This window comes from bacterium (genome assembly GCA_012517375.1).
Classification (GTDB): Bacteria; Hydrothermota; Tepidihabitantia; order B3-TA06; family B3-TA06; genus JAAYVC01.
Window position 1 is genome coordinate 1 of sequence record JAAYVC010000010.1, and the last position, 21,393, is coordinate 21,393.

At 50.4% G+C, this 21,393-nt stretch carries 15 protein-coding genes; 12 read left to right on the top strand and 3 right to left on the bottom strand.

All coding sequences use genetic code 11. The features are described from left to right. On the bottom strand, window positions 1-2,804 hold a 2,804-nt coding region (locus tag GX441_01245), incomplete at its 3' end, for a hypothetical protein (protein ID NLI97265.1). 512 nt (window positions 2,805-3,316) lie between these two features. On the opposite strand from GX441_01245, the gene GX441_01250 reads away from it, so the two are divergent. From GX441_01250 to GX441_01265, 4 genes are read left to right on the top strand one after another with little or no spacing between them, the layout of a single operon-like run. Further along, the gene (locus tag GX441_01250; GenBank protein NLI97266.1) at window positions 3,317-4,228 is read left to right on the top strand and encodes a glycosyltransferase family 2 protein; all 912 of its coding nucleotides are present in this window, start codon (window positions 3,317-3,319) and stop codon (window positions 4,226-4,228) included. A 3-nt stretch (window positions 4,229-4,231) separates the two neighbouring features. Further along, on the top strand, window positions 4,232-5,386 hold the full coding sequence (locus GX441_01255) for a glycosyltransferase family 4 protein (GenBank protein ID NLI97267.1): 1,155 nt from the start codon (window positions 4,232-4,234) through the stop codon (window positions 5,384-5,386). Between the two features lie 8 nt (window positions 5,387-5,394). Then, on the top strand, window positions 5,395-6,396 hold the full coding sequence (locus tag GX441_01260) for a flippase-like domain-containing protein (GenBank protein NLI97268.1): 1,002 nt from the start codon (window positions 5,395-5,397) through the stop codon (window positions 6,394-6,396). After that, window positions 6,365-8,947, top strand: a complete 2,583-nt coding sequence (locus GX441_01265; GenBank protein NLI97269.1) for a YfhO family protein — start codon at window positions 6,365-6,367, stop codon at window positions 8,945-8,947. Before GX441_01260 ends, GX441_01265 begins: the two co-directional genes overlap by 32 nt. 79 nt (window positions 8,948-9,026) lie before the next feature. Here GX441_01265 and GX441_01270 read toward each other — a convergent pair whose 3' ends face one another. Continuing rightward, window positions 9,027-9,767 (bottom strand): hypothetical protein, encoded by a 741-nt coding sequence (locus tag GX441_01270; protein NLI97270.1) that lies wholly within the window; start codon window positions 9,765-9,767, stop codon window positions 9,027-9,029. Window positions 9,768-9,989: 222 nt separating this feature from the next. Beyond that, a complete protein-coding gene (locus tag GX441_01275) occupies window positions 9,990-10,175 on the bottom strand; it encodes a hypothetical protein (protein NLI97271.1) in 186 nt (61 codons plus the stop codon). Window positions 10,176-10,196: 21 nt separating this feature from the next. Between GX441_01275 and mfd the strand changes: the two genes are divergently transcribed. The 8 genes from mfd (at window position 10,197) to gyrA (ending at window position 21,385) form a co-directional block, all read left to right on the top strand. Further along, complete coding sequence (mfd, locus tag GX441_01280; GenBank protein NLI97272.1) at window positions 10,197-13,124, top strand: transcription-repair coupling factor; 2,928 nt, start codon at window positions 10,197-10,199, stop codon at window positions 13,122-13,124. Continuing rightward, entirely contained in the window at window positions 13,124-13,861 is a 738-nt protein-coding gene (locus GX441_01285; protein ID NLI97273.1) for a carbon-nitrogen hydrolase family protein, read from the top strand. Before mfd ends, GX441_01285 begins: the two co-directional genes overlap by 1 nt. A gap of 28 nt (window positions 13,862-13,889) precedes the next feature. After that, window positions 13,890-15,629 carry an arginine--tRNA ligase gene (gene argS / locus GX441_01290; protein NLI97274.1) on the top strand — a complete coding sequence of 580 codons (1,740 nt, stop codon included), beginning with the start codon at window positions 13,890-13,892 and terminating at the stop codon, window positions 15,627-15,629. A gap of 144 nt (window positions 15,630-15,773) precedes the next feature. Next, window positions 15,774-16,244, top strand: a complete 471-nt coding sequence (locus tag GX441_01295; GenBank protein NLI97275.1) for a MarR family transcriptional regulator — start codon at window positions 15,774-15,776, stop codon at window positions 16,242-16,244. Between the two features lie 21 nt (window positions 16,245-16,265). Continuing rightward, complete coding sequence (locus GX441_01300) at window positions 16,266-17,123, top strand: glycerophosphodiester phosphodiesterase (protein NLI97276.1); 858 nt, start codon at window positions 16,266-16,268, stop codon at window positions 17,121-17,123. A 41-nt stretch (window positions 17,124-17,164) separates the two neighbouring features. After that, window positions 17,165-17,497 carry a carboxypeptidase regulatory-like domain-containing protein gene (locus GX441_01305; GenBank protein ID NLI97277.1) on the top strand — a complete coding sequence of 111 codons (333 nt, stop codon included), beginning with the start codon at window positions 17,165-17,167 and terminating at the stop codon, window positions 17,495-17,497. A 69-nt stretch (window positions 17,498-17,566) separates the two neighbouring features. After that, a complete protein-coding gene (locus GX441_01310; GenBank protein NLI97278.1) occupies window positions 17,567-18,871 on the top strand; it encodes a thymidine phosphorylase in 1,305 nt (434 codons plus the stop codon). A gap of 84 nt (window positions 18,872-18,955) precedes the next feature. Beyond that, complete coding sequence (gene gyrA, locus GX441_01315; protein ID NLI97279.1) at window positions 18,956-21,385, top strand: DNA gyrase subunit A; 2,430 nt, start codon at window positions 18,956-18,958, stop codon at window positions 21,383-21,385. The last annotated feature ends 8 nt before the right edge of the window (window positions 21,386-21,393 follow it).

Consider the following 21,393-nt stretch of genomic DNA (forward strand, 5'->3'; position numbering starts at 1 on the left):
CCTGCATTCTTGCTGCCCGATACGAGGGTTGTTACAAGCTTACCCGATATGTCGTAGACCTTTACGCTCACGTTTACGGTTGCAGGCAACGTGAAGGTTACGCCGCTCGGCGTCGCTGACTCGAGGGCGAACGGAAGAGGCGGTAGACCTTCTTCTATGCCGGAGTTGATGTGCTGAATGTGGAAGTCGTTGTCCGGACACATATCGCCCGAAAGCTCGGTGCGGATCGTTATGGTGAACCAGTTGTCGCTGGGGCAGTTCCACACAGGGAAGACTATATCCGCAGTGTAGGGGTTCTCCAGCGTGTTGCCGCGCCAGTCAAGAGTCGTGATGAGCTGGATGTTAGAATAGACCAGCGTGTCTGGGTCAGCGCCTTTGTCCAGTATCTCGCAGCGTACGGGTACGTTGCTCTCCTGGTTGTAGCCGAAGTTCTCGACCGTAGCCGTAATCGTTTCGGCCGTGCCGCTTGCTACGATATCCGGAGGCGCGGGCGGCGGATTAAGCTCTATAGCCACAACGCCTGCGTCGTGCGTCAGAAGCGAAAGCACGTTGCGGCGGACCGTATCGTTGTACGGGCAGTGGTCGGACTCGTCCGGGCCTATCTCGCCTAGATGGACGAGACCTATGAGCTCGTACTCAACGCCTACGACATAGTTGCCGTCGTACTTGTCGCATTTGCCTTCGGGCGTCCAGGGCACCTGACCGACGTACATAGTGTCAAGACCGTCCGTGGGATCGCCGAGATATCCTATCTTCGGGATAAGAGCCGAGTCGGCATAGTCCGTGTCGCCGTCAGCCGTTACCGCGAAGAACTTGACGGGCAGGAAGCCCGAGCTGGGCTCAGCCTGGCGTCCAATGTTGGCAATCGCGACTTCGGGCGTAATGGCTACGCCAGCCTCAACCCAATTGTCGTCCGGATGGGTTATCTCGTAGGCTGTAACGTCGTGAGCCTCGCCGTAGTAGCACGGAGGAGCCGGCTTGGGCGAAAGCGGATAAGGTCCGAAGCCGAGGTGAACGAAGGCTTCGATAGGCGTGGTGTAGTAGTCTTCGCCGTACACGAGGGAGCCATAACTCAATGCGTCATCCACGCAGAGAGGTCCCCAGCCTTCGAAATACGGGGTACCGAAATAAGTATGACGGAAGAAGCTGCGTCCAGGACCGGGTCCCTGATAGCAGGGATGATCGCCGGGCCAGAGGGTCATTCCGTAGTTGTCGTACCATCCTGCGCAATCCATAGTACCCATAGCTCCTGCACCGGTCAAGCTCAAAAAGACTCCGCCGGGAGAGCTCGATGAGACCCAGCGTCCAAACGCTCCGAACTTAGCCTTGTTCCAGCCCATCTTCGGGGTTTCAAGAACGCCGGAGAATGCGGCAGTAGGCTGTGGAATTCCGCAGCCGGCGACAGGCATATAGCCTTCTATTGAACCGGGGGTGTGAAGCGGACCGTATTGGTCCGGGTCGAGGTATACGCGGGCGCCAATCATGAGAACGCCGCCGTCGCAAGGATACCATGTCATGGCATCGCCTTGATTGCTTACCGACCAGCCGTAGCCCTCGGCGTCGCCGAAGTTCCAGTTGTAGCGGAAGGTGTCGTCGCAGTGCACGAAGCTTTCAACCTCTATGGTGTCGTTGTAGTGGCACTCGTCCGTTGCAAGCTGGCAGCCGAGAACCTTGGTGTAGGTCATGCCTATCTCGCCGGGTTCCCAGCAGGGAGCCACAAGGGTGTCCATCGCATTGGGCATGAGATCGAACGAACCGAGAACCTCGTGGTAAACCTGTGCGTCGTTGTCATCGTAGATGTCAAGACTGGCCGTGAAGTGCTCGGCTTCGGTTCCCAGGTTGGCGAGCACGAGCTTGGGCTCGGTCTTCGTCCAGCGCAGAACAACCGGACCGGGAGCGAGTATGGTATATGCAGCGATATCGTGCTTGAATATCATCTTGTAGCCGGCGCGTACGGCGCGGCTGTTTGAAATAGTTCCCTGGTACCAGATACCATGGGTGCCGCCCTGGTCTTCTATACCGGCCCTTGCATTGTCCGCGGTCCAGCTTGCCGCTGAGCCGTAGAGGAAGTGAACGAAATGGCGGCTGAATATGATGCCGCAAGATCCCGCGACATCCAGAAGGGCCTGGCCGCCGGTTCTGAGTCCGAGCTGGAAGGTGTAGGTATTGCTACCTGAAGCGCTTCTTATCGCGTTCCACTGAATCATAAGACCCTGAACCTGAGCGCTCACGGATTGATCGAGATAGAATACGCGGTTCGAGTTCGAGGGCTCGGGCGTAAGAGTGGGGTTGTAGTCCGCCCAAAGAGGGGCGAAGAGCTCGTTAGGGGCCGCAACATTTGGGATCGGGGGTACAGAGGTCGGCGGCGTAGGAGCGCCGTCTACCTCTACGGACTGGTCAAAGCTTGCCCAGCCGTCAGGGGAGATGTAAAGCTCGTCGCCGGGTACGTACCAGTGACCGTAGAACCAGAAGGAGTCTGTCATTGTGTAGGCGAAGGGCCTATCGTTGTAAGGCGCGCACTTGTTGGCGCCGTAGCCTGTGATGTCGTACCACTGAGGCAGATTCGGCATAACCGGCACTGTAAACGGGGGAGTTCCCGCCGTGTTTACGTTACCGTCGTACATCCAGTACCAGCCGGTATTCGCGTTGGGCGCCTGACTCCAGAGCACGCCTCCGTCAGCGGGCTGTACCCAACCTTGGCGCAGCGCATCATACTTAGCATCTTTATTTGTGACCACGGTCGTCGCAAACCCTGCGATCACAAAGCCCAGAATGAGCGCTACTGCAAAAAGCTTTTTACTCATTAGGTTTTCCTCCTTACGAAAAGGTTTTTTTAAGCAAAGGGTGGGAGTATCTATCCTCCACGCTTTGCCAGGTTTGTCTTAGTTCTCACCTCTCTTTTATACACTTCTAAGCTTCATTGTTTGAAGTATAGGGGTTTCCTGCGATTTTGTCAAGCCCCCGAAAGGCAACTTGAGAGAATCCGAAGGAACCCCTTTTTGTACGCTGTATTAATTGTTTCTCTTCCCGTAACAAATTATTCCCTGACAGCGTTTACTTCATAAAGCTTTAGCAAGATGCGTGCCACCCTTGATTCGTTGCAAGTTATTTTTTTTTTAACCTTATGTATAGCACTGCTTAAATTTAATGACCAGGGTTCAATATTAAGTAAAACCTGATTATAGAAAATTATAACTTCTTGTCTCTGTCTAGATGGCTTATTTCCCAAAGCTACACTCCCATAATTGTGGTGTTCCTGACAAACAATTGAACAATCCATCTTGACTTTTACGCACTTGTTTGATACACTTACTACGTGAAGAAAAAAAAGGTTTCAATAATAATACCTGCTTTCAACGAAGAGGAGAGTGTGCCTTTGCTTATAGCTCAGTTCCTTGAGCTTAAGGCGAAAGCAAGTTTTGATTTTGAAGTCATATTTGTAGATGATGGAAGCACTGACAATACTTTTCAGGTTGCTTCAGGTCTTTCCAAGAAAAATGCTTTCCTGAAGGTATTCAGTCACCGGACAAACTTCGGAATAACGAAAGTTCTGGAAACCGGCTTCAAGCAATCATCGGGCGAGATTTTTGTCTTCTTCCCTGCAGATCTCCAGTTCCTCGCTTCGGATATCCCGAAGCTCGTTTCACCGATTATTGAAGGCGATGCTGATCTTGTCACGGGACGCAAGGAAGGCCGGTACGAAAAGAAGTTCGTTTCTCAAGTTTACAATACCCTTTCAAGACTCCTTTTCAGAGTCGGTGTAAAGGATCTAAATTCTATAAAAGCTTTCAGGAAAGAGGTTGTAGAAGGAATGGCCTTGCGCAAGGACTGGCACAGATACCTTGTCGTTCTTGCTGCAAATGAAGGATGGCGAATTGGTGAAGTGGATGTTACTTTAACGCCGAGAAGGTTCGGTAAATCCAAATTCGGCTTCTGGCGCATACCTATAGGCGTACTTGATATGATCTCGGTGGCTTTCTTGCTAAGGTATTCTCGTAAACCCATGCTTCTCTTCGGAACGCTCGGGGGGGCAAGCTTATTTTCGGGAGTTATTGCAGGAATCGTTGCTATCTTCCTGAGAGTCTTCGGTACTGGGTTCAGACCACTGCTTTATCTTGTAATTTTGTTGATCCTGGTAGGGCTTCTGCTTATCGTTGCAGGCTTTATTGCAGAGCAAGTTGCGCAACTTAGAGCTGAATTTGATCTCCTGAAGCGCAGTCGGCACTGATAGATGCGGGTTCTTTTCCTGACCCACAATTACCCGAGATTCAAAGGCGATCAAGCGGGCACTTTTATTGAGGAGTTAGCCTTGGCTCTGCCGGATGATTGTAAAGTATTAGTATTGTGCCCTCATGCGAAGGGTTTGAGGATTAAAGAAAAGAGGGGAAAAGTAACGATTTATCGTTTCAGATATGCTGCGGAGAGGAAGGAAACGCTTGCCTATGAAGGAAAGATGCTTGCGTCGCTCCGCCAGGGGATAAAAGGAATAATTGAATTGTTTATCTTCACTTTCTCCTTTGTAAAATCCATACGCAAGCTGATTGTTAGCGAAAACATAGATATCATCCACGCCCACTGGCTGATGCCTGCAGGAATTGCAGCAAGACTTGCCCTTTCATCGTGGCATATACCATTGCTCTTAAGTGTTCATGGAACTGATGTTATGTTACTGAAGAACCTAATATTCGGTCGAGCACTCTCGCGATGGGTGCTGTCGCGCATTAGACTCTTGATGCCTGTTTCACGCTTCCTTGGTGATACTCTTGAGAAGATAAGTGGTGTAAAAAAGCAGAAAGAGCTCCTGCCGATGCCCGCATCCAAGAATTTCCTTGCCCGGCCGAAGAGGAGACTCGCCAAAAGGATTGTGGCCATTGGCAATCTGGTCAAACAAAAAAGATTTGATGTTCTGATTGACGCCTTGGGGGTTCTCGCAGAAGTAGGAATAAAGCTCGATCTTGCGATTGTCGGCGACGGGCCTGAAAGAAAATCTCTGGAAGACCTGTGCCTGGAAAAGAATATCAACACTATATTCGTTGGAAGACAGCCACATCATAAGATACCTGAAATATTGAAGGATGCAGGTATATTGGTCCTGCCTTCGGTAGATGAAGGATTCGGCTTGGCTCTTGTTGAAGGTCAGCTTGCAGGCCTTGCAGTAATTGGCGCCGATGCCGGCGGGCAGCGCGATATAATAGAAGACGGGAAAACCGGTATACTTGTGAAACCGGATGACGTTCATTCGCTGGCCAAAGCCATTGCCGATCTCCTTTCTGATGAGCGGAAGACGTTGAAAATGGCAGCTTTAGGCCAGGCCAATGCAAAACGCTTTCTTGCCGGGTACGCGGCAACCCGCCTTTCAGATATATATAAGAGGGTGCTTTCTTGAATGACGAGATGAAGCCTGATAAAAAGCCCCAACCTAAGACAAAGACATGGAAAAAGGTTCTGAGATGGACTATACAAATAGCAATAATTGGAGCAATCGTTTTTTTCCTTACCAGAACGGTTGTAAAAAACTGGGAACAGGTTAAGGATTTTCAATGGAATTTTAATCCCTGGTTTTTGATTCTTTCCTTTGTTGCTTTGGGCGTAACGCTTTTCTATATGATTGTTTTATGGCGAGGGCTGCTTATTAAGCTAGGGGGGAGTGTCGGGCTCCCGTCGGCCATAAGGATTTTCGCAATCTCGTCCATGGGCAGATACCTGCCCGGTAAAGTCTGGCAGATAGCCGGAATGGTATATCTTGGACAAAAAGAGGGCGTGCGTGCTGAGACGGGCGTTTGGGCTGCAGTGCTCGCGCAGATATTGGCCGTGCTTGCAGGGATATTATTCTTTTCCGTATCCCTGATTGTCGAACCGCAAAGAATTCTTTTACCTTTCATGAAAAGCCTGGGCGTCAATAACTTCTCGCCGTACTGGCTTCTTCTGCCCGTATTGCTCGTTCTGGTACTGATCCACCCGAGGATTCTGAAAGGTTTCACAAACTGGCTCTTGAGAATCCTTAAACGAGAACCTCTCGAGTTCAATCTTTCATACATCAGATTGCTTTCTTTTTTCCTTTTATATGTGCTGAGCTGGTTTTTTTACGGAATCACTTTTTATCTGTTCGTTTCATCCATACACCCTGTACCTTTAACCGACTGGTTCGTAATATCGGGTTCTTTCGCAGCTGCATATATAGTAGGGCTTCTGGCGCTCTTCGTCCCCGGAGGCCTGGGTGTCAGAGAAGGAATTCTTGCCTTGTTTCTTGCCGGATTGGTCGGGTCAGGGGTAGCCGTTGCTATTTCTTTCGGCCAGAGGCTGTGGTTCACGATTATTGAGTTGACTTTAGTGTTAATTGCCGTTATCTTTATGCGGAGGAAAAATGTCAAAGAAGAAACCGACGAAAAAAAATGAACCGAAACAAATCCAAGAGAAAGCAACAGTTACTGCCCCGGAGTACAAAATAGGCTGGGGCTGGCTTCTTTTAGGTCTCAGCATACTCGTGTTCCTTTTATTCGCAAACACTCTTGCCAGAGGTCACTTGATCCAGGGTTCAGACCAGCTGCTGGCAGGATACATGTTCAAATCTTTCGCTCAGGATGCAATTCGGACAACAGGTCAGATGCCGCTTTGGAATCCATACATCTTTGCTGGCCTGCCCTACATAGATGCCCTTCACGGCGATGCTTTGTATATTACGGCTTTCTTAAGGCTCGTCTTTCCAGTAGGAACGGTGATGTCGCTCGTTTTCATTATTCAAATCATTGTTGCAGGAATCTTCACTTACGGTTTCCTTAGAACATTGAAGACAAGCCAAGCTGTCGCCTTAATCGGCGCTATTGCATACATGTTCACGGGTGTGATGGTCACCCACGTTGTGTCCGGGCACGACGGAAAAATCATCGTTTCATCCCTTCTGCCCGCCGGGTTGTTCTTGATACAGAAAGCATTCGATCCCGAAACAAGGCGGCAGCTCATGTGGTTTTCGCTCCTCGGACTCGTGATAGGTCTTGCACTGCTCTCTCCTCACGTTCAGATGACCTACTACATGCTGATGATGATGGCCTTCTACATCATATTCAAGCTCCTTGCTCTCGGCATCAAGGAGAAGCGCTGGGGATTCGGTGCAAAAAGCCTCGGCCTTTCCTTCGGCTCCCTTGCATTAGGCTTTGCCATATCGGCGATTCAGTTCCTGCCTTCTATAGCCTATCTTGCATTCTCGCCAAGAGGCGAAGGCGGAAGGGGGTGGGAATGGAACACTTCCTGGTCAATGCCGAGGCTTGAGGTCTTCGATCTCTTTAATGCAAGGTTCTCGGGAATACTCGAGAACTACTGGGGTCCTAACGCATTCAAGCAGCACTCGGAGTACTTCGGGATTATAATAATGGCTCTGGCGATTGTCGGAATCATCTTAGCCTGGAAGCGCAAGGAGACCAAGTTCTTTATGGGGTTTTCACTTTTCGGATTGCTGATGTCGCTCGGAGGCAATACCTTCTTTTACAGAATCCCATACGAGATTTTTCCGCTTCTCAAAAGCTTCAGGGCGCCTGCGATGATATTCTTCACGGTTGCTTTTTCCTCCGTAGTGTTAGCTGCCATGGCACTTGAGGAAATCATTAATGCTCCACCCAAACCCCAGAAGGAAAGACGGAAAAAGCCTGATATAGCCCTACTCGTATTTTCGATCATAGGTGGACTGATGGCTATACTGGCGATATGGTCTTCCGCGGACCCCTCAGGATTCGGCAATTTCGTCTCGGGACTGGCACGGGGGGAGCTTATGCAGACCAACGGACCTGAAAGAGCTCAAGCCCTGCTTTCAAGGATGCAGGCAAACATACGGAACGCCTCCAATGGCTTCTGGTTAAGCTTTCTCTTCCTCGCCGGGGGTTTGTTGGTGATTCTTCTCTGGCGGCGTTTCAAAAAACTTACTTTGATTTGGGGTCTTGCGCTTGCAGGCTTAGTGTTTGTCGATCTGTGGCTTGTAGACCGTCACTTTGTAGATATTGTTAGGGACCGGAACGGCAATCCCATATCGGCAGAGGAGCTTTATGCACCAGATGAAGTTGTCAACTATCTTAAGGCTGACAACGGGATTTATAGGGTTTTCCCGCTTCAGTATATGGGCAACGACCTCTACCGCAGGGACGACTATCTTATGCTGCACGGAATCCAGTCCGTAGGCGGCTATCACGGCAATCAGCTGGAGCGCTACCAGGAGTTTATCGGCGCCCCGCACACCATCATGTTCCGCGACGCTTCAAATCTTCGCTATCCCGCTTTTCTTTCATTGCTGGACGTCAAGTACTTGATATCGTTAAGACTGCCTGAGATGGCTGACATAGACCGATATGCAGCCCAGGATCAGGCCATGATACGGGCGTTGTACTCCGAGCTCGGAACTTGGATAGACACTACTCAGAGTACTTTCAAACCTGTATACCTGGGTCAGAACTACGCGATATACAGGAACTCAGCCCCAGTATCACGTGCGTGGCTTGCCTCGAATATCGAGGTAATTAAGGACGATAAGGCGATTCTATCAAGAATCGCGCAAAAGGATTTCGACCCACACAGGGACGTTATTCTTGAAGAAAAACCCGGCGATTGGTTGAATTCCGCAGATACATCTTCGCCCGGCTACGTTAGCATAACGAGATACGAACCTAATGTTATTGAGTTGAAAACGGACGTAAAGCGGTCTTGCGTGCTTGTATTATCGGAAAACTGGTACCCGTGGTATCGCGCATGGGTTGACGACAAGGAACAAAAGGTCTACCGCGCGGACTATACTTTGAGAGCGGTGGTTCTTAAGCCGGGCATGCATAGGATTGAGTTTCGCTTCAAGTCGCCGTATGTGACTGCAGGCGTCTGGATTACCTTTATATCCCTCGGCCTGGTCGGGCTGGCCGTGGCGCTCTCTCTAGTATCGATTAAGCGCAAGGACAAGAAAACAACCGGCTAAGTCGCTAGGTATTGTTCTATTGACACAAAAGCCCCCACTGTGAGGGGGCTTTTGTATATCATATGTACATTGAATTTTTTTATTTGACATTCATCCAGAAGAAGGGCTTGACTCCGGTGGATTTGTTTACAAGAGGGCCGAAGACGGGCTTGTCGGTTGAGACGGTAACTACATAACCCTTGAGAAAAGCTGAAGGTGCAGTGGAGAGATTGATTGAACCCTCGGTGTCGTTTTCGGTTATCGAGAGGCTCTTTTCTTCAATCGGGGTCGCCATCTTGAGGAAGACTTCGGGATCAGGGTCAAAAAGATCAAGTCCCTCGGCATCGTATAGCGCTATCTTGTAGTCGAGATAGTCCTTGCCGTCGTAGGTCAATTTCTTGAAGGTTACGGTGATTGCATTTCCTGTGAGGGTGTCTGAGGGAGCAGTTATTTCGAGAACCGGTAACGTCTTTACTTCGACCGTATCGTAAGATTTTAGCCCTGACTCGTCGAGGAGCCACATGTAATAAGTGTATGCCTTTTCAGCCTCGAGCGTATCCAAGTCATTGTAGATTGTACCTGCCAAAACGATATTGGCAGTATCGCGTCTTGTGGAACCTGAGCGTCCGAAAACGACCTTGGTTGCCGTTATGCCTGTTCCCGTAAATACGTATTCGATATCGACCATCGCGAACTCTTTTGAAGCGCCTATCGCCTGAATTGAATTGATCCTTGACGCCGCATGGTACACGCCCTGCTTCAGCTGGTTGATTATTTCGCAGCCCGAAACGAGAAACATTCCTGCAAGAAGCAGAACTAAAAATACAGTTCTTTTGTTCATTACTCCTCCTTCGTTGATTACTCGACTACATCCTAATCGCGGAAATGGATATGTCAAGAGTCTCCGTGTTGATTCAGAGACGATAACGGATACGGCTCGTAGTTCCTCGTCCGTTTCTTTAATTTCTTTAGAATTCGGGTATAGATAACTGCGGAATCCCAAGAACTCATCGGTACATTTGAATGAAAATCTCAGGGATAAGACCCTGTATCCAAGAAAGTTCTAAAACACCTCCATGAACTTTGCCTCCACGAAGGATATTATGAGATCTGCTGATATAGGGATTTCTTTGTTTTTTGCAGATCCTTCACGATTGCTGTTGACAAGGCTTCCATCTAGACTAACGTTTTTTATGATGATGGCACCCCGACGGAAGTCGGGGTGCTTCTTATTTGACAGTTCAGCCATTACAAATAGAATCCAATCTCCATGAGTGAATCGTTGACCAAGCAATACATTTTCAGGCGTTTTGTCGAATCGCCTCCTTTCTTGCGTTTTCTGAACCAGGAAGAAAATCCTTCGGTGGTTGCAGGATTATACGGGGCAACGAAAGCGTTTTTTCTCAAAGCGTTGGTTGATACCGGCAGGGAAGTGCTTTATGCAGCAAAGAATAACGAAGAAGTCGAAAGGCTGTTATTCGATCTGGATGACCTGGAAAAATCGGAGACCTTAGCTTTAAGGAGGGCCGAGGATTTGAATTCACTGCGAGCAAATGATGAGCTGCCCGGATTGATTCTCTGCCCTGAAGAACTGTTACAGAGAAGGATTGGCGAGGCGAAGGAAAGGCCAGCCTTGTACTTCGAGGTCTCCGGCGAGATTGAGCTTGACCGTGCCATCGAGTGGCTTTCAGCCAACGGCTTCGAAAGAAGCGACCTCGTGACCGAGCCTGCGGAGTTTGCACAGAGGGGAGGAATACTTGACGTCTTCTCCCCTCTGTGGGATGAGCCTTCGAGGGTCGAATTCGAGGGTGAACGCGTTATCTCCATCAGAAGTTTTGACCCTCTCACTCAGCGCTCTAAGGAGAGCGCCACCTCGATTGAAGTGGTATCAAACAGACCGCCGGAGAATTATGGACCTACAGTCATGGAGTATTTGAGCACATCTCTCGTTGTCTCGGCGATTGATGCTGTGATGCCGGATCTGCTTCTTGTAAAAGAACTGCGAGATTCTGATGAAACAAAAAAAACTTTCGACTTCGGGTATGCTGAAGCAAGAAAGATCCTTGGTAACTTCGAGGAAATAAAGGAGCTTGAGAACCAAGGACTCGAGCTCCTTTTCGCGGTAGATAAGGAACACGGCCAGAACTACATCTCAAATCATCTCACTAACTTCAGGATTGTTGACACCCATCTTTCAGGAGGTTGGGTGGCGAGGGAAGAAGGTTATGCAGTGTTCACTGATGAGGAGCTTTTCGGAACCAGACACAAGCGGAAAATACCCAGCCATTTCAGGGGTCTTCCTGCGGACGCTTTTCACGAGCTGCACGAAGGAGACTATGTTGTTCACATCGATTACGGAATAGGCATATACAAGGGTCTTAAGAAGCTCAAGATAGGGGTTGAAGAGAAAGAATTCCTTGAGATTTCTTATGCAGGCACGGACGTATTATACCTGCCTGTAGAGAATCTGGGGCTGCTTGACCGCTATATAGGAACAGAAGGGCGGCTCCCCAGGGTAAACAAGCTCGGCTCTGAAAGCTGGAAGCTTGCCTCAAAGAACGCCCGAAAATCGGCATACGACTACGCACAGGAGCTGCTTTCGCTTTACGCGAAGAGGTCGCTAGCCAAGGGCCACGCTTTCGGCGTTCACCGGGAGGAGATGGAATGGGCGGAGCTCTCCTTTCCTTACGAGGAGACGCCCGATCAGCGCCGTGCAATCGAATCCATAGAGGCGGATATGGAATCGAGGCATCCCATGGACAGACTGGTTTGCGGCGAAGTCGGATACGGAAAGACCGAGGTTGCGCTTCGTGCGGCGCTCAAGGCGGCGCTCGATTCAAAACAGGTCGCGCTGATGGCTCCTACCACGATTCTGGCTCTTCAGCATTACAGGACTTTCACTAGCCGTCTGAAAGAACTTCCTTTAAGAATTGCCATGATATCGCGGTTCGTTTCAGCTGCGGAACGAAAAAGGATATTGGTTGAGCTTGAGGAAGGGCGCATCGATATTATTGTGGGCACGCACGCCCTTCTTTCCGAAAACGTCAAATGGAGGGACTTAGGTCTTCTGATAATAGACGACGAGCACCGCTTCGGCGTAAAGCACAAGGAAAAGATTCGCAAGAAAAGAACAGAGGTGGACACCTTAGCATTAACCGCTACTCCTATTCCGAGAACGCTCTATATGAGCCTTGTGGGAATAAGGGATGTTTCGAGGATTGAAACCCCGCCCGTGGGACGCAAGGATGTGATAACCGAGGTGGAGCACTGGTCCGACGATATGGTTCGCGATTGGGTCTTGAGGGAGCGTTCAAGAGGAGGCCTGACGCTCTTCATCCACAACAGAATAGAGACTATCGACGCACTGAGAAGAAGGCTCCAAAGACTTCTGCCCGGGCTTTCGATGCATATCGCCCACGGTCAGATGCCCGAGCGCGAACTAGCGGCGATTTATGACCGTTTCCTAGAACATAAGGTAGACATTCTCGTCTCGACAGCCATCCTTGAGGCAGGAATAGACATCCCCGACCTCAACACCATAATCGTGGACAGGGCAGACCTTTTCGGGCTTGCTGATCTTCATCAGCTGAGGGGCCGCGTAGGCAGGGCCGAACGCCAGGGCTACGCGCTTTTTATTGTTCCGCGAAAATCGACGGATGATGCCAAGAAGCGGTTTGCCGCTATAAAGGCCTATGCCGGTCTGGGCGCAGGCTACCGTCTGGCTCTGAGAGACATGGAGATGCGAGGGGTCGGAAACCTTCTCGGCACCGCACAGCACGGCCACGTCACGACCATCGGCTTTACGCTCTATACCAAGCTTCTTGCCGAGGCTGTGGCGCGGTTGAAGGGCGAGGACTGGTTCGATGAACCCGTTCTTGAGATGGCATACGGTGCTTATCTTCCCGAGAGTTATATAGGAGAAACTGCTGAGAGGGTATCTCTCTATAAACGACTCTTGTCTGTAGAAGACGAGAAAGGGGTAGACAAGTTGAAGGATGAACTCGAAGACCGCTTCGGAAGGATGCCGGAGACGGCTTCAAGGATTCTCGATGTGGCAAAGGCAAGGGCTCTGGCAAGGAAGAAGCGAGTGACAAAGGTCGGTTTCCAGAAGGATTCGTGGTTCATCCTTACACAAAAAAGAACGTACAGGGGGCAAGGCTCGTTCTCGACTCTGCTTGAACAGCTTAGAAGGATTTAGTGAAAGCCGCCCTCATCTCGAATCATGCAACCGCCGACTTCAGTGCAAACGAGAGAAGGATGGTGCAACTTGCCGAGAGCGCCGTTTCAATGGGCGCTCGATTTCTCGTGTTTCCCGAAGCCGCCGCAACCGGACTCAGGGATACCGGAGACCCGGAGCGCGATTATATGCTGGCTGAAGTGCTCGGTTCTTCGAGGAACAAAAAATGGCAGGAGTTCGCGGAGAGAAACCGGGTGTGGTTTGCTGCAGGGCTGCTTGAGAGGTTCCAGCGCATGATTTTCGACTCCTACGTTATCTTCGACCCTTCGGGCAGACTGGCTCTGCACTACCGGAGAATCGACCCAGGCTGGCGCCGGCCTAGCGATGATCAAGGAATCTACTGCGTAGGGGAGCGAGTGGAGATTATACAAACCCCTTTTGGAAGAGCAGGCGTGCTCGTTTGCGGTGACCTCTGGGATGATTTGATTGTGCAAAGGATGAAATCGCTGAAGCCCGATTACATTCTCTTTCCCTTCCTGCGGGCGTTGAATCCTGAGAATGATTGGCCAGTTGAGTTTCGTGAGTATTGTGAGAGATTCAGGATGCTGGGAGGACGTACGCTTGCGGTAAATTTATACGAGGGTGAAGAACAGGAAGATTCCTTTGGCGGTGCATGGTTCGTGGAAAGGGACGGAAACATTATTTCCAATTTACGAGAAGGGAGGGAGGGGATCCTTATTGTTGACACGAGCAACTGATGCCGTTAGACTTTGCAAAGGAGATTTATTGAAGTACGTATTGGAAAGGCTTTTCGATGAGGTTGAAGCCCTTGCGGCAAAGGAGTTTGGCGACGCTCATCCGGAGATACGCAGACCGCCCAAGGAATCTCAGGCAATTTATGCAATCCCTTGTTTTAGACACGCTAAGACAGGAGGCGCTAGCCCTGTAAAGCTTGCCGAGGAACTGGCGGCGCATTGGAATGCTGAATTAGCTACGGATTCAATCCTGGAAAGGTTTCAGGCGGAGCGCGGCTACGTAAACGTATTCGCTAAGACCTCATTTCTCCTCGAGGAGGTAATCGGAGACTTGAACCGTTCAGGCGCAAACTACGGAAGACACCCGGATAAGCATAAGAAGGTGGTGGTCGACTACTGCTCTCCCAATATAGCAAAACCATTGACCGTCGGTCATCTGCGCTCTACTATTATCGGACAATCACTTATAAACATTTTGAGAGCTTCTGGATTCGAGACGATTGGCATAAACTTCCTTTCCGACTGGGGAACCCAGTTCGGAAAGCTTCTTTACGCCTTTAGCCAATGGGGAGACGAAGAGTCATTCATTAAAGAACCGGTGAGACATCTTGTTGATCTATATGTCCGCTTCCACAAGGAGACGGAATCGAATCCTGCCTTAGAAGATGAGGCAAGGGCATCCTTCATGCGCCTCGAAAATGGCGAAAGCGCCGAACGTGAACTCTGGAAAAGATTCCGCGAGGCAAGCCTTAAGGACTTTGAAGGAACCGTGGCGAGACTTGGAGTTCATTTCGACAACAACTGGTTCGAGAGCGAGTTTGAGGCAAAAGCTCACGACCTGATAGATAGTTTATTGAGAGAAGGGATAGCCGAGCGTTCGGAAGGAGCCGTTATCGTAAGGACGGGTGAGGATGATAGTGTTCCACCACTCGTGGCGCGGAAATCGGACGGAACCACGCTCTACGCATCAAGAGACCTGGCGTCAGCGCTTGTAAGAATAGAGCGCTGGAAACCTGCAAAGCTCCTCTATGTTGTTGCAACCGAGCAAAATCTTCACTTCTCCAATCTTGCAAAGGTTCTTAGTACGATGGGGTATCCGGATTGCCTTGAGCACATACGCTTCGGGATGGTCTCGCTTCCTTCAGGCAAGATGTCGACAAGGGAGGGCAGGGTGGTCTATCTCGACGAGCTTCTGGATGAGGCCGAGCGAAGGGCGGAAGAGATTATTAAGGAAAAGAATCCGGAGATGACCGAGGGGGATAGAAAGGAGGTGGCACGGAAGGTAGGTATAGGAGCCGTCGTCTACGCGGATCTTTCGCAGGACAGGATTAAGGATATAGTCTTCGACTGGCAGAAGATGCTCTCTTTTGAAGGCAACTCGGCGCCATATCTGCAGTATGCGGCAGTTCGCTGCAAAAAAATAATGCAGAAGGCAGAGCCGGTTGAGAGGGAACCCCTCAAGAATCTGAATAGAGGGGACATCGCCCATCTCGTTAATGGCCTGATGGATGAGGAGAGTAAAGAACTTCTTCTGCATCTTGGCCGCTTCCCGCATGCGATTACTGAGGCGGCTGAGCGTTATTCACCACATGTGCTCGCAGGGTATCTCTACGACCTCGCCACGTCCTTCAGCAGATTCTACACGAATCTGCAGGTGCTGAAGTCAGATACAGAAACCAGAAAGGCGCGACTTCTCCTTGTTAAGGCAACAGGTGATATTCTTGAGCAAGGATTAAAGCTTTTGGGAATAGAAACTCCCGATGAAATGTAGCGTATTCAGAACAGGCTTTTAGTCAAACCAACCCTGGTTATCTTCGCCATACTAGGAAATATGGCGAAGATTGTACTGGGGAAAAGGTTCGGTTTCGGGGATTTAAGGTATTGACAAATTTAATTTATTGAGCATATTAACAGTATGGGACATTCGGTTGATGAGCAAGTAAAGAGACTTGAAGATCTCGGACCGGTGCTTTTGCGCGGTCTTCAGCTTATCGGTTCTTCTACACCCTTCGGGAGCGAACTTTCATTCTCGCAGTATTACATTCTTCAGACGCTCCTGGACAAGGAAGCGATGCAGATGAACGAGCTTGCCCTGGCGCTCGGCGTTTCAAAAGCCAACATTACAGGACTCGTGGACCGCATGGTGCGCGCCCGTCTGCTTGAGAGGATGCGCTCGGATGAGGACCGCCGAGTAGTTTTTGTTACCCTTTCGCCTAAGGGCCGGCGCGTGGCGCAAAGACTGCAAAACGCACAGCGCCGCGACTGGAAAAGAATAATGGAAACACTGCCAGTTCAAAATCTCGAGATTTTCATGGACTCCCTTGAACAGCTTTCAAAAGCGCTTGCCGAACGACCCAGAGAGAAAGTGATAGCAGACGTAGACTGATTTCTTAAGCAGGAGATGTTTTTGAACCCGTTCTTGTTTTTGATGATAAGCATTGGAGGGGTAAATCCATTCAAAGATTCCAATCAACTACTTATCTTTGCTCACAGGGCGGGCGCTCAGGTAGTCCCCGAGAACACCATAGAAGGCTGGAAGGAATCAAAATCTCTGTATAATCCTGACGTATGGGAGCTTGACGTGCATCTTACCGCTGACGACAGTCTCGTAGTTCTGCACGACGAAACCGTTGACAGGACGACCAACGGATCGGGTAATATCCGGGAGATGACTTTTGATGAACTGCGTAAGCTGGACGCCGGTTTCTGGTTTACTCCCGACTCGGGGCTCACTTTCCCGTGGAGAAACAAAGGGGTAAGGATTCCAACGATGGCCGAGGTTTTTGACTCCTTTCCCGACGACCTTTTCAATATAGAAATTAAAGACTCTCTCATCTGGGAAGCCGATATTCTCGTCTCTCTTGTCAAGATAGAGCAAATGGAAGAACAAGTGATGATAGCTTCTGTCTATACGCCAGTTCTCGAACGGGTCCGCAAACTTGATTCAAAAATTGCCACATCGGGTTCTGAATCGGAAATAAAACCGCTCGTTCTCTGGGGCAAGGTTGGACTCGGAAGCCTAGTAAAAACGCCAATGGACGCCGTTCAGGTTCCGGAATACTCAGGCTCAATCCGCGTCGTAACCCCCAATTTCGTCAAGCTCTGCCACAAAAAGGGACTCAAGGTTCATGTATGGACCGTCAACGAATCCGATGATATGGAAAGGCTCATCAAGCTTGGAGTGGATGGCATAATCTCCGACAGGCCGGACGTTGCGGACAGGGTAGCAAAAACGCTGGGGCTGAGGAAGTTCACAAAACCTTGACAACCGCCTGAAAAAGCTTATCTTTCTACTGGAGGACGAAAATGAAGAAGTTAATTTTGTTATCCGTAATTATCGCGGGCTTTTTTTCATTTGACTGCGAAAGAACGATTGAGATTAAAGGCATAGTGAAAGATGCATCCTCAGGCTATCCTATTGCAGGAGCAAGGGTCTTGCATGAAGCTATAGATACCGTTGTGGTAACGGATTCTTCAGGCAGATTCGAGCTTCCGCCCGCGCCTGCCCGGCCTGCCGAGATTCTCTTTAATGCACCCAATCATGAACCGCTGGAGCTTGAATTCAAGCCGAAAGGTGTAAAGAGCGTTTTCGAGCTCGAGGTGGAGATGGATCCAAGACCTTTAGAAGTCATTTACTAGCTAAGCCTGCTTTAGGGAGTTTTTTCAATAAACATTGACTTTAATGCTTCGTTAAAGTATCCTTGAATCATGCCTGTTTCTGCCTACGATTTCATCAGGAAAAAACGCATAGGCAATACATTTTCTTCAGACGAGGTTAAGGAATTCGTCGAGGGTTACCTTGAAGGAACCGTCGCCGACTACCAGATGTCGGCATGGTTGATGGCGGTGAATTTCAACGGACTCTCCGACGAAGAGCTTTTTGCTTACACCGAAGCCTTGATTGAATCAGGCGAGAGATTTGATCTATCGGGGATTAGGGGAATCAAGGTGGATAAACACTCGACCGGCGGTGTGGGAGATAAGGTTTCGCTCGTTCTGGCGCCGCTTGCAGCTTCATGCGGGCTTGTCGTGCCGATGGTTTCGGGCAGAGGTCTTGGTCATACCGGCGGGACATTGGATAAACTCGCGTCGATTCCCGGTTTCAGAACCTTTCTATCCGAGGATGAGTTCAAGAGACTGCTGGAGGATGTCGGTGCAGCAATGATGGGACAGACTGGAGAGCTTTGTCCTGCGGACGCTAGGATATATGCGCTGAGGGACGTAACAGCCACGGTGGAATCAATACCTTTGATTGCAGCATCGATATCCTCAAAGAAGATAGCTGAGGGGTCCCAGGGTTTGGCGCTTGACGTCAAGGTGGGCAACGGCGCTTTCATGAAAACGAAGGAGGAGGGGAAGAAGCTTGCAGGCACGATTATTGGCGTTACCGCAAGATTCGGCGTGCGAACGAACGCTCTCTTGACAAATATGGATGAGCCGACCGGAAAGGCGGTGGGCAACGCTCTTGAGGTTCGTGAGGCGATTGACTGTCTCAAGGGAGGAGGTCCGGCGGATTTGAGGACGCTAGCCCTGGAGCTTTGTTCAAAGATGCTTTGCCTGTCGGGCGTTGAGGAGAGCAGGGCTAGAGAGAATGCGGTCTCGAATCTGGACTCGGGCAAGGCGCTCGACAAGTTTCGCGAGATTGTACGCGGACAAGGAGGAGATGAGAGGATTGCCGAAGATTATTCGATTCTGCCTCAGGCGGAGGCGAGAGTCGAGGCAAGAGCTTTAGATAACGGTGTCCTGACGGAGATTGATACCTACAGAATAGGCATGCTGGCCGTCGAGCTGGGCGCAGGCAGGAGGAGGAAGGAGGATGCGGTTGATCCGGCAGTAGGTTTCGTAATCGAAAAGAAGCTGGGCGATGCAGTGAAGAAAGGCGACCTGCTTGCGACCGTTCACGCAAATGACAGCAAGAAGGGTGAGACGGTTGCAGAGAAGCTAGAGGGATGTTTCAGAATGGGCGATAAGACATCGAGTGATTCCAGATTGATAATCGAAAGAATCGAGTAGGACTGCGCACAAGACCCGTATAATTGCAACTTAAGAGAGGAGGCAGCGTTTGACTTCCATTCCCCGAGGCGTAGAATTATGATTATGAATGAGACTCGCATACAGCCTGTTTACATTGAAGACGAAGTAAGACAATCCTTTCTTGATTACGCCATGAGCGTGATAGTCAGCCGCGCCCTGCCCGATATAAGGGACGGACTCAAGCCAGTGCAGCGCCGGATTCTCTATGCCATGAAGGAGCTTGGGCTTGATCCGGCCAAACCCTTCCGAAAGTGCGCGACCGTGGTCGGCGACGTTTTAGGCAAGTATCACCCGCACGGCGACATGGCGGTTTACGACACACTTGCCCGCATGGCGCAGGATTTCAGTCTGCGCTACCCCTTGATCTTAGGTCAGGGTAATTTCGGCTCAATTGACGGCGACCCGCCTGCCGCATACCGATACACCGAATCAAAGCTCCAGCAGTTGACTATGAGCATGCTGGACGATCTTGATAAGGAAACGGTCGGGTTTATCCCGAACTTCGACAACTCACGCCAGGAGCCTGAGGTGCTCCCGGCGGCATTCCCTCAGCTTCTCATGAACGGCGCATCCGGCATCGCGGTCGGCATGGCAACGTCGATACCGCCTCACAACTTTTCAGAGATTGCAGACGCCACCGTTGCATTAATCCGTAAGCCGGAACTCTCGGATGACGAACTGTGCGAGCTCGTAAAAGGCCCCGATTTCCCTACGGGCGGCCTGATACTCGGTAAGGATGGAATAAAGGAGGCATACAAAACAGGCAAGGGCAGGGTTACAGTCCGCGGAAAGGTCCGCTTCGAGGAGCCCAAACCTGGAAGGGAAGCGATAGTCATAACGGAGATTCCATATCAGCTTAATAAGGCTCAGCTAATAGAGCGCATTATAGAGCTCGTCAAAACCAAAAAGCTGACAGATGTTGCCGACTTGAGGGACGAATCTGACAGAGAAGGAATAAGGATAGTCATTGAACTGAAACGCGGCGCGAACCGCGAGGTTCTGTTGAACAGACTTTATCAGCACACGCCTCTGCAATCGACGTTCTCTATAATACTCCTTACCATTACCAATATGACGCCCCGGGTATACCCCTTAAAGAAGCTTCTTGAGGAGTTCATTGAATTCCGCTACGATGTCGTGAAAAAACGCACCGAGTTCGAGCTTCGCAAAGCACAGGAACGCGCGCACATACTCGAGGGCCTCAGGAAGGCGCTCGACCACATCGACGAGATTGTTCAGATAATCAAGGCCTCGCCCGACTCGAAGGAAGCCAAAACCAACCTCATGAAGCGGTTTGACTTCTCCGACGTTCAGGCTCAGGCCATACTAGACATGCGTCTTGCAAGGCTTACAGGCCTTGAACGGGAGAAGCTTGAGGAGGAGTACCGCGAGCTCATAAAAGAGATTGAAAGACTCAAGACAATACTCGCATCACGCGCAGGCGTGATGGGCGTCATCGAGAAGGAAATTTCTGAACTCAGACGCCGCTTCGGAGATGAGCGCCGCACTGAGATACGCGACGAGAAGCCCGAAGAGATTACGCTTGAGGATCTTATCTCGGAGGAGGACGTTACTATAATACTGACTCACCAGGGATACATAAAGCGCATGCCTGTATCAGGCTACCGCAAGCAGGGTCGCGGGGGCGCAGGCAGGGGCACAATCGATCTCGGGAAGGAGGATATGGTCGCATCCATACTGACCGGCTCGACACACGACTCTATTCTCTTCTTCTCCAATCTGGGCAAGGCATATCTCTTGAAGGCTTACGAGGTTCCGGAAGGCTCTTTCGAGGCACGAGGCAAGCCCGTCTACCAGCTATTTAATCTTTCCGATGGTGAGCGTATAACTAGGCTCCTAAGAGTAAAGGAATTCTCGGAAAATCTGCACGTCGTGCTCGTGACAGAGCAGGGAGTAATAAAGCGCTCGTCCCTTACGATGTTTGAAAACACGAGACGCTCTGGAATAGTAGCTATAACCCTCAACGAAGGCGACAAGCTCCAGTATGCGCTTCTTGCCGACGATTCGGTCGAACTCTGTCTATTCTCCGCGAAAGGCCAGGCCGTGCGATTCCCTGTCAAGCTCGTGAGGCCGATGGGACGCGCAGCGGCAGGAGTAAGGGGAATCAAGCTTGCCGCCTCGGACAGGGTGGTATCCTCGACAACGGTCCTTGGCGATTGTTCGCTTCTGTTCGTAACGAGCAAGGGATACGGCAAGCGTTTGTCATTCGATGAGCTGCCCAGCTTCGCCAACCGCGGCGGCAAGGGCGTACGCGTGATAGCGCTAAGTGAGCGCTCGGGTCCTCTTGTGGATGCAGTCCTCGTGCGAGATAAGGACCAGGCGATAATAGTTACAAAGCAGGGCACAGGCATACGAATAAAGGTAAAAGACGTAAAGTTCCAGAAAAGGCCGAGCCTTGGAGTTCGGCTCATATCAATAAAGGAATCCGACGAAGCTCGAGAGATAGCGGTAGTCCCGGAAGAGGAGGAATAGGAGAAAGA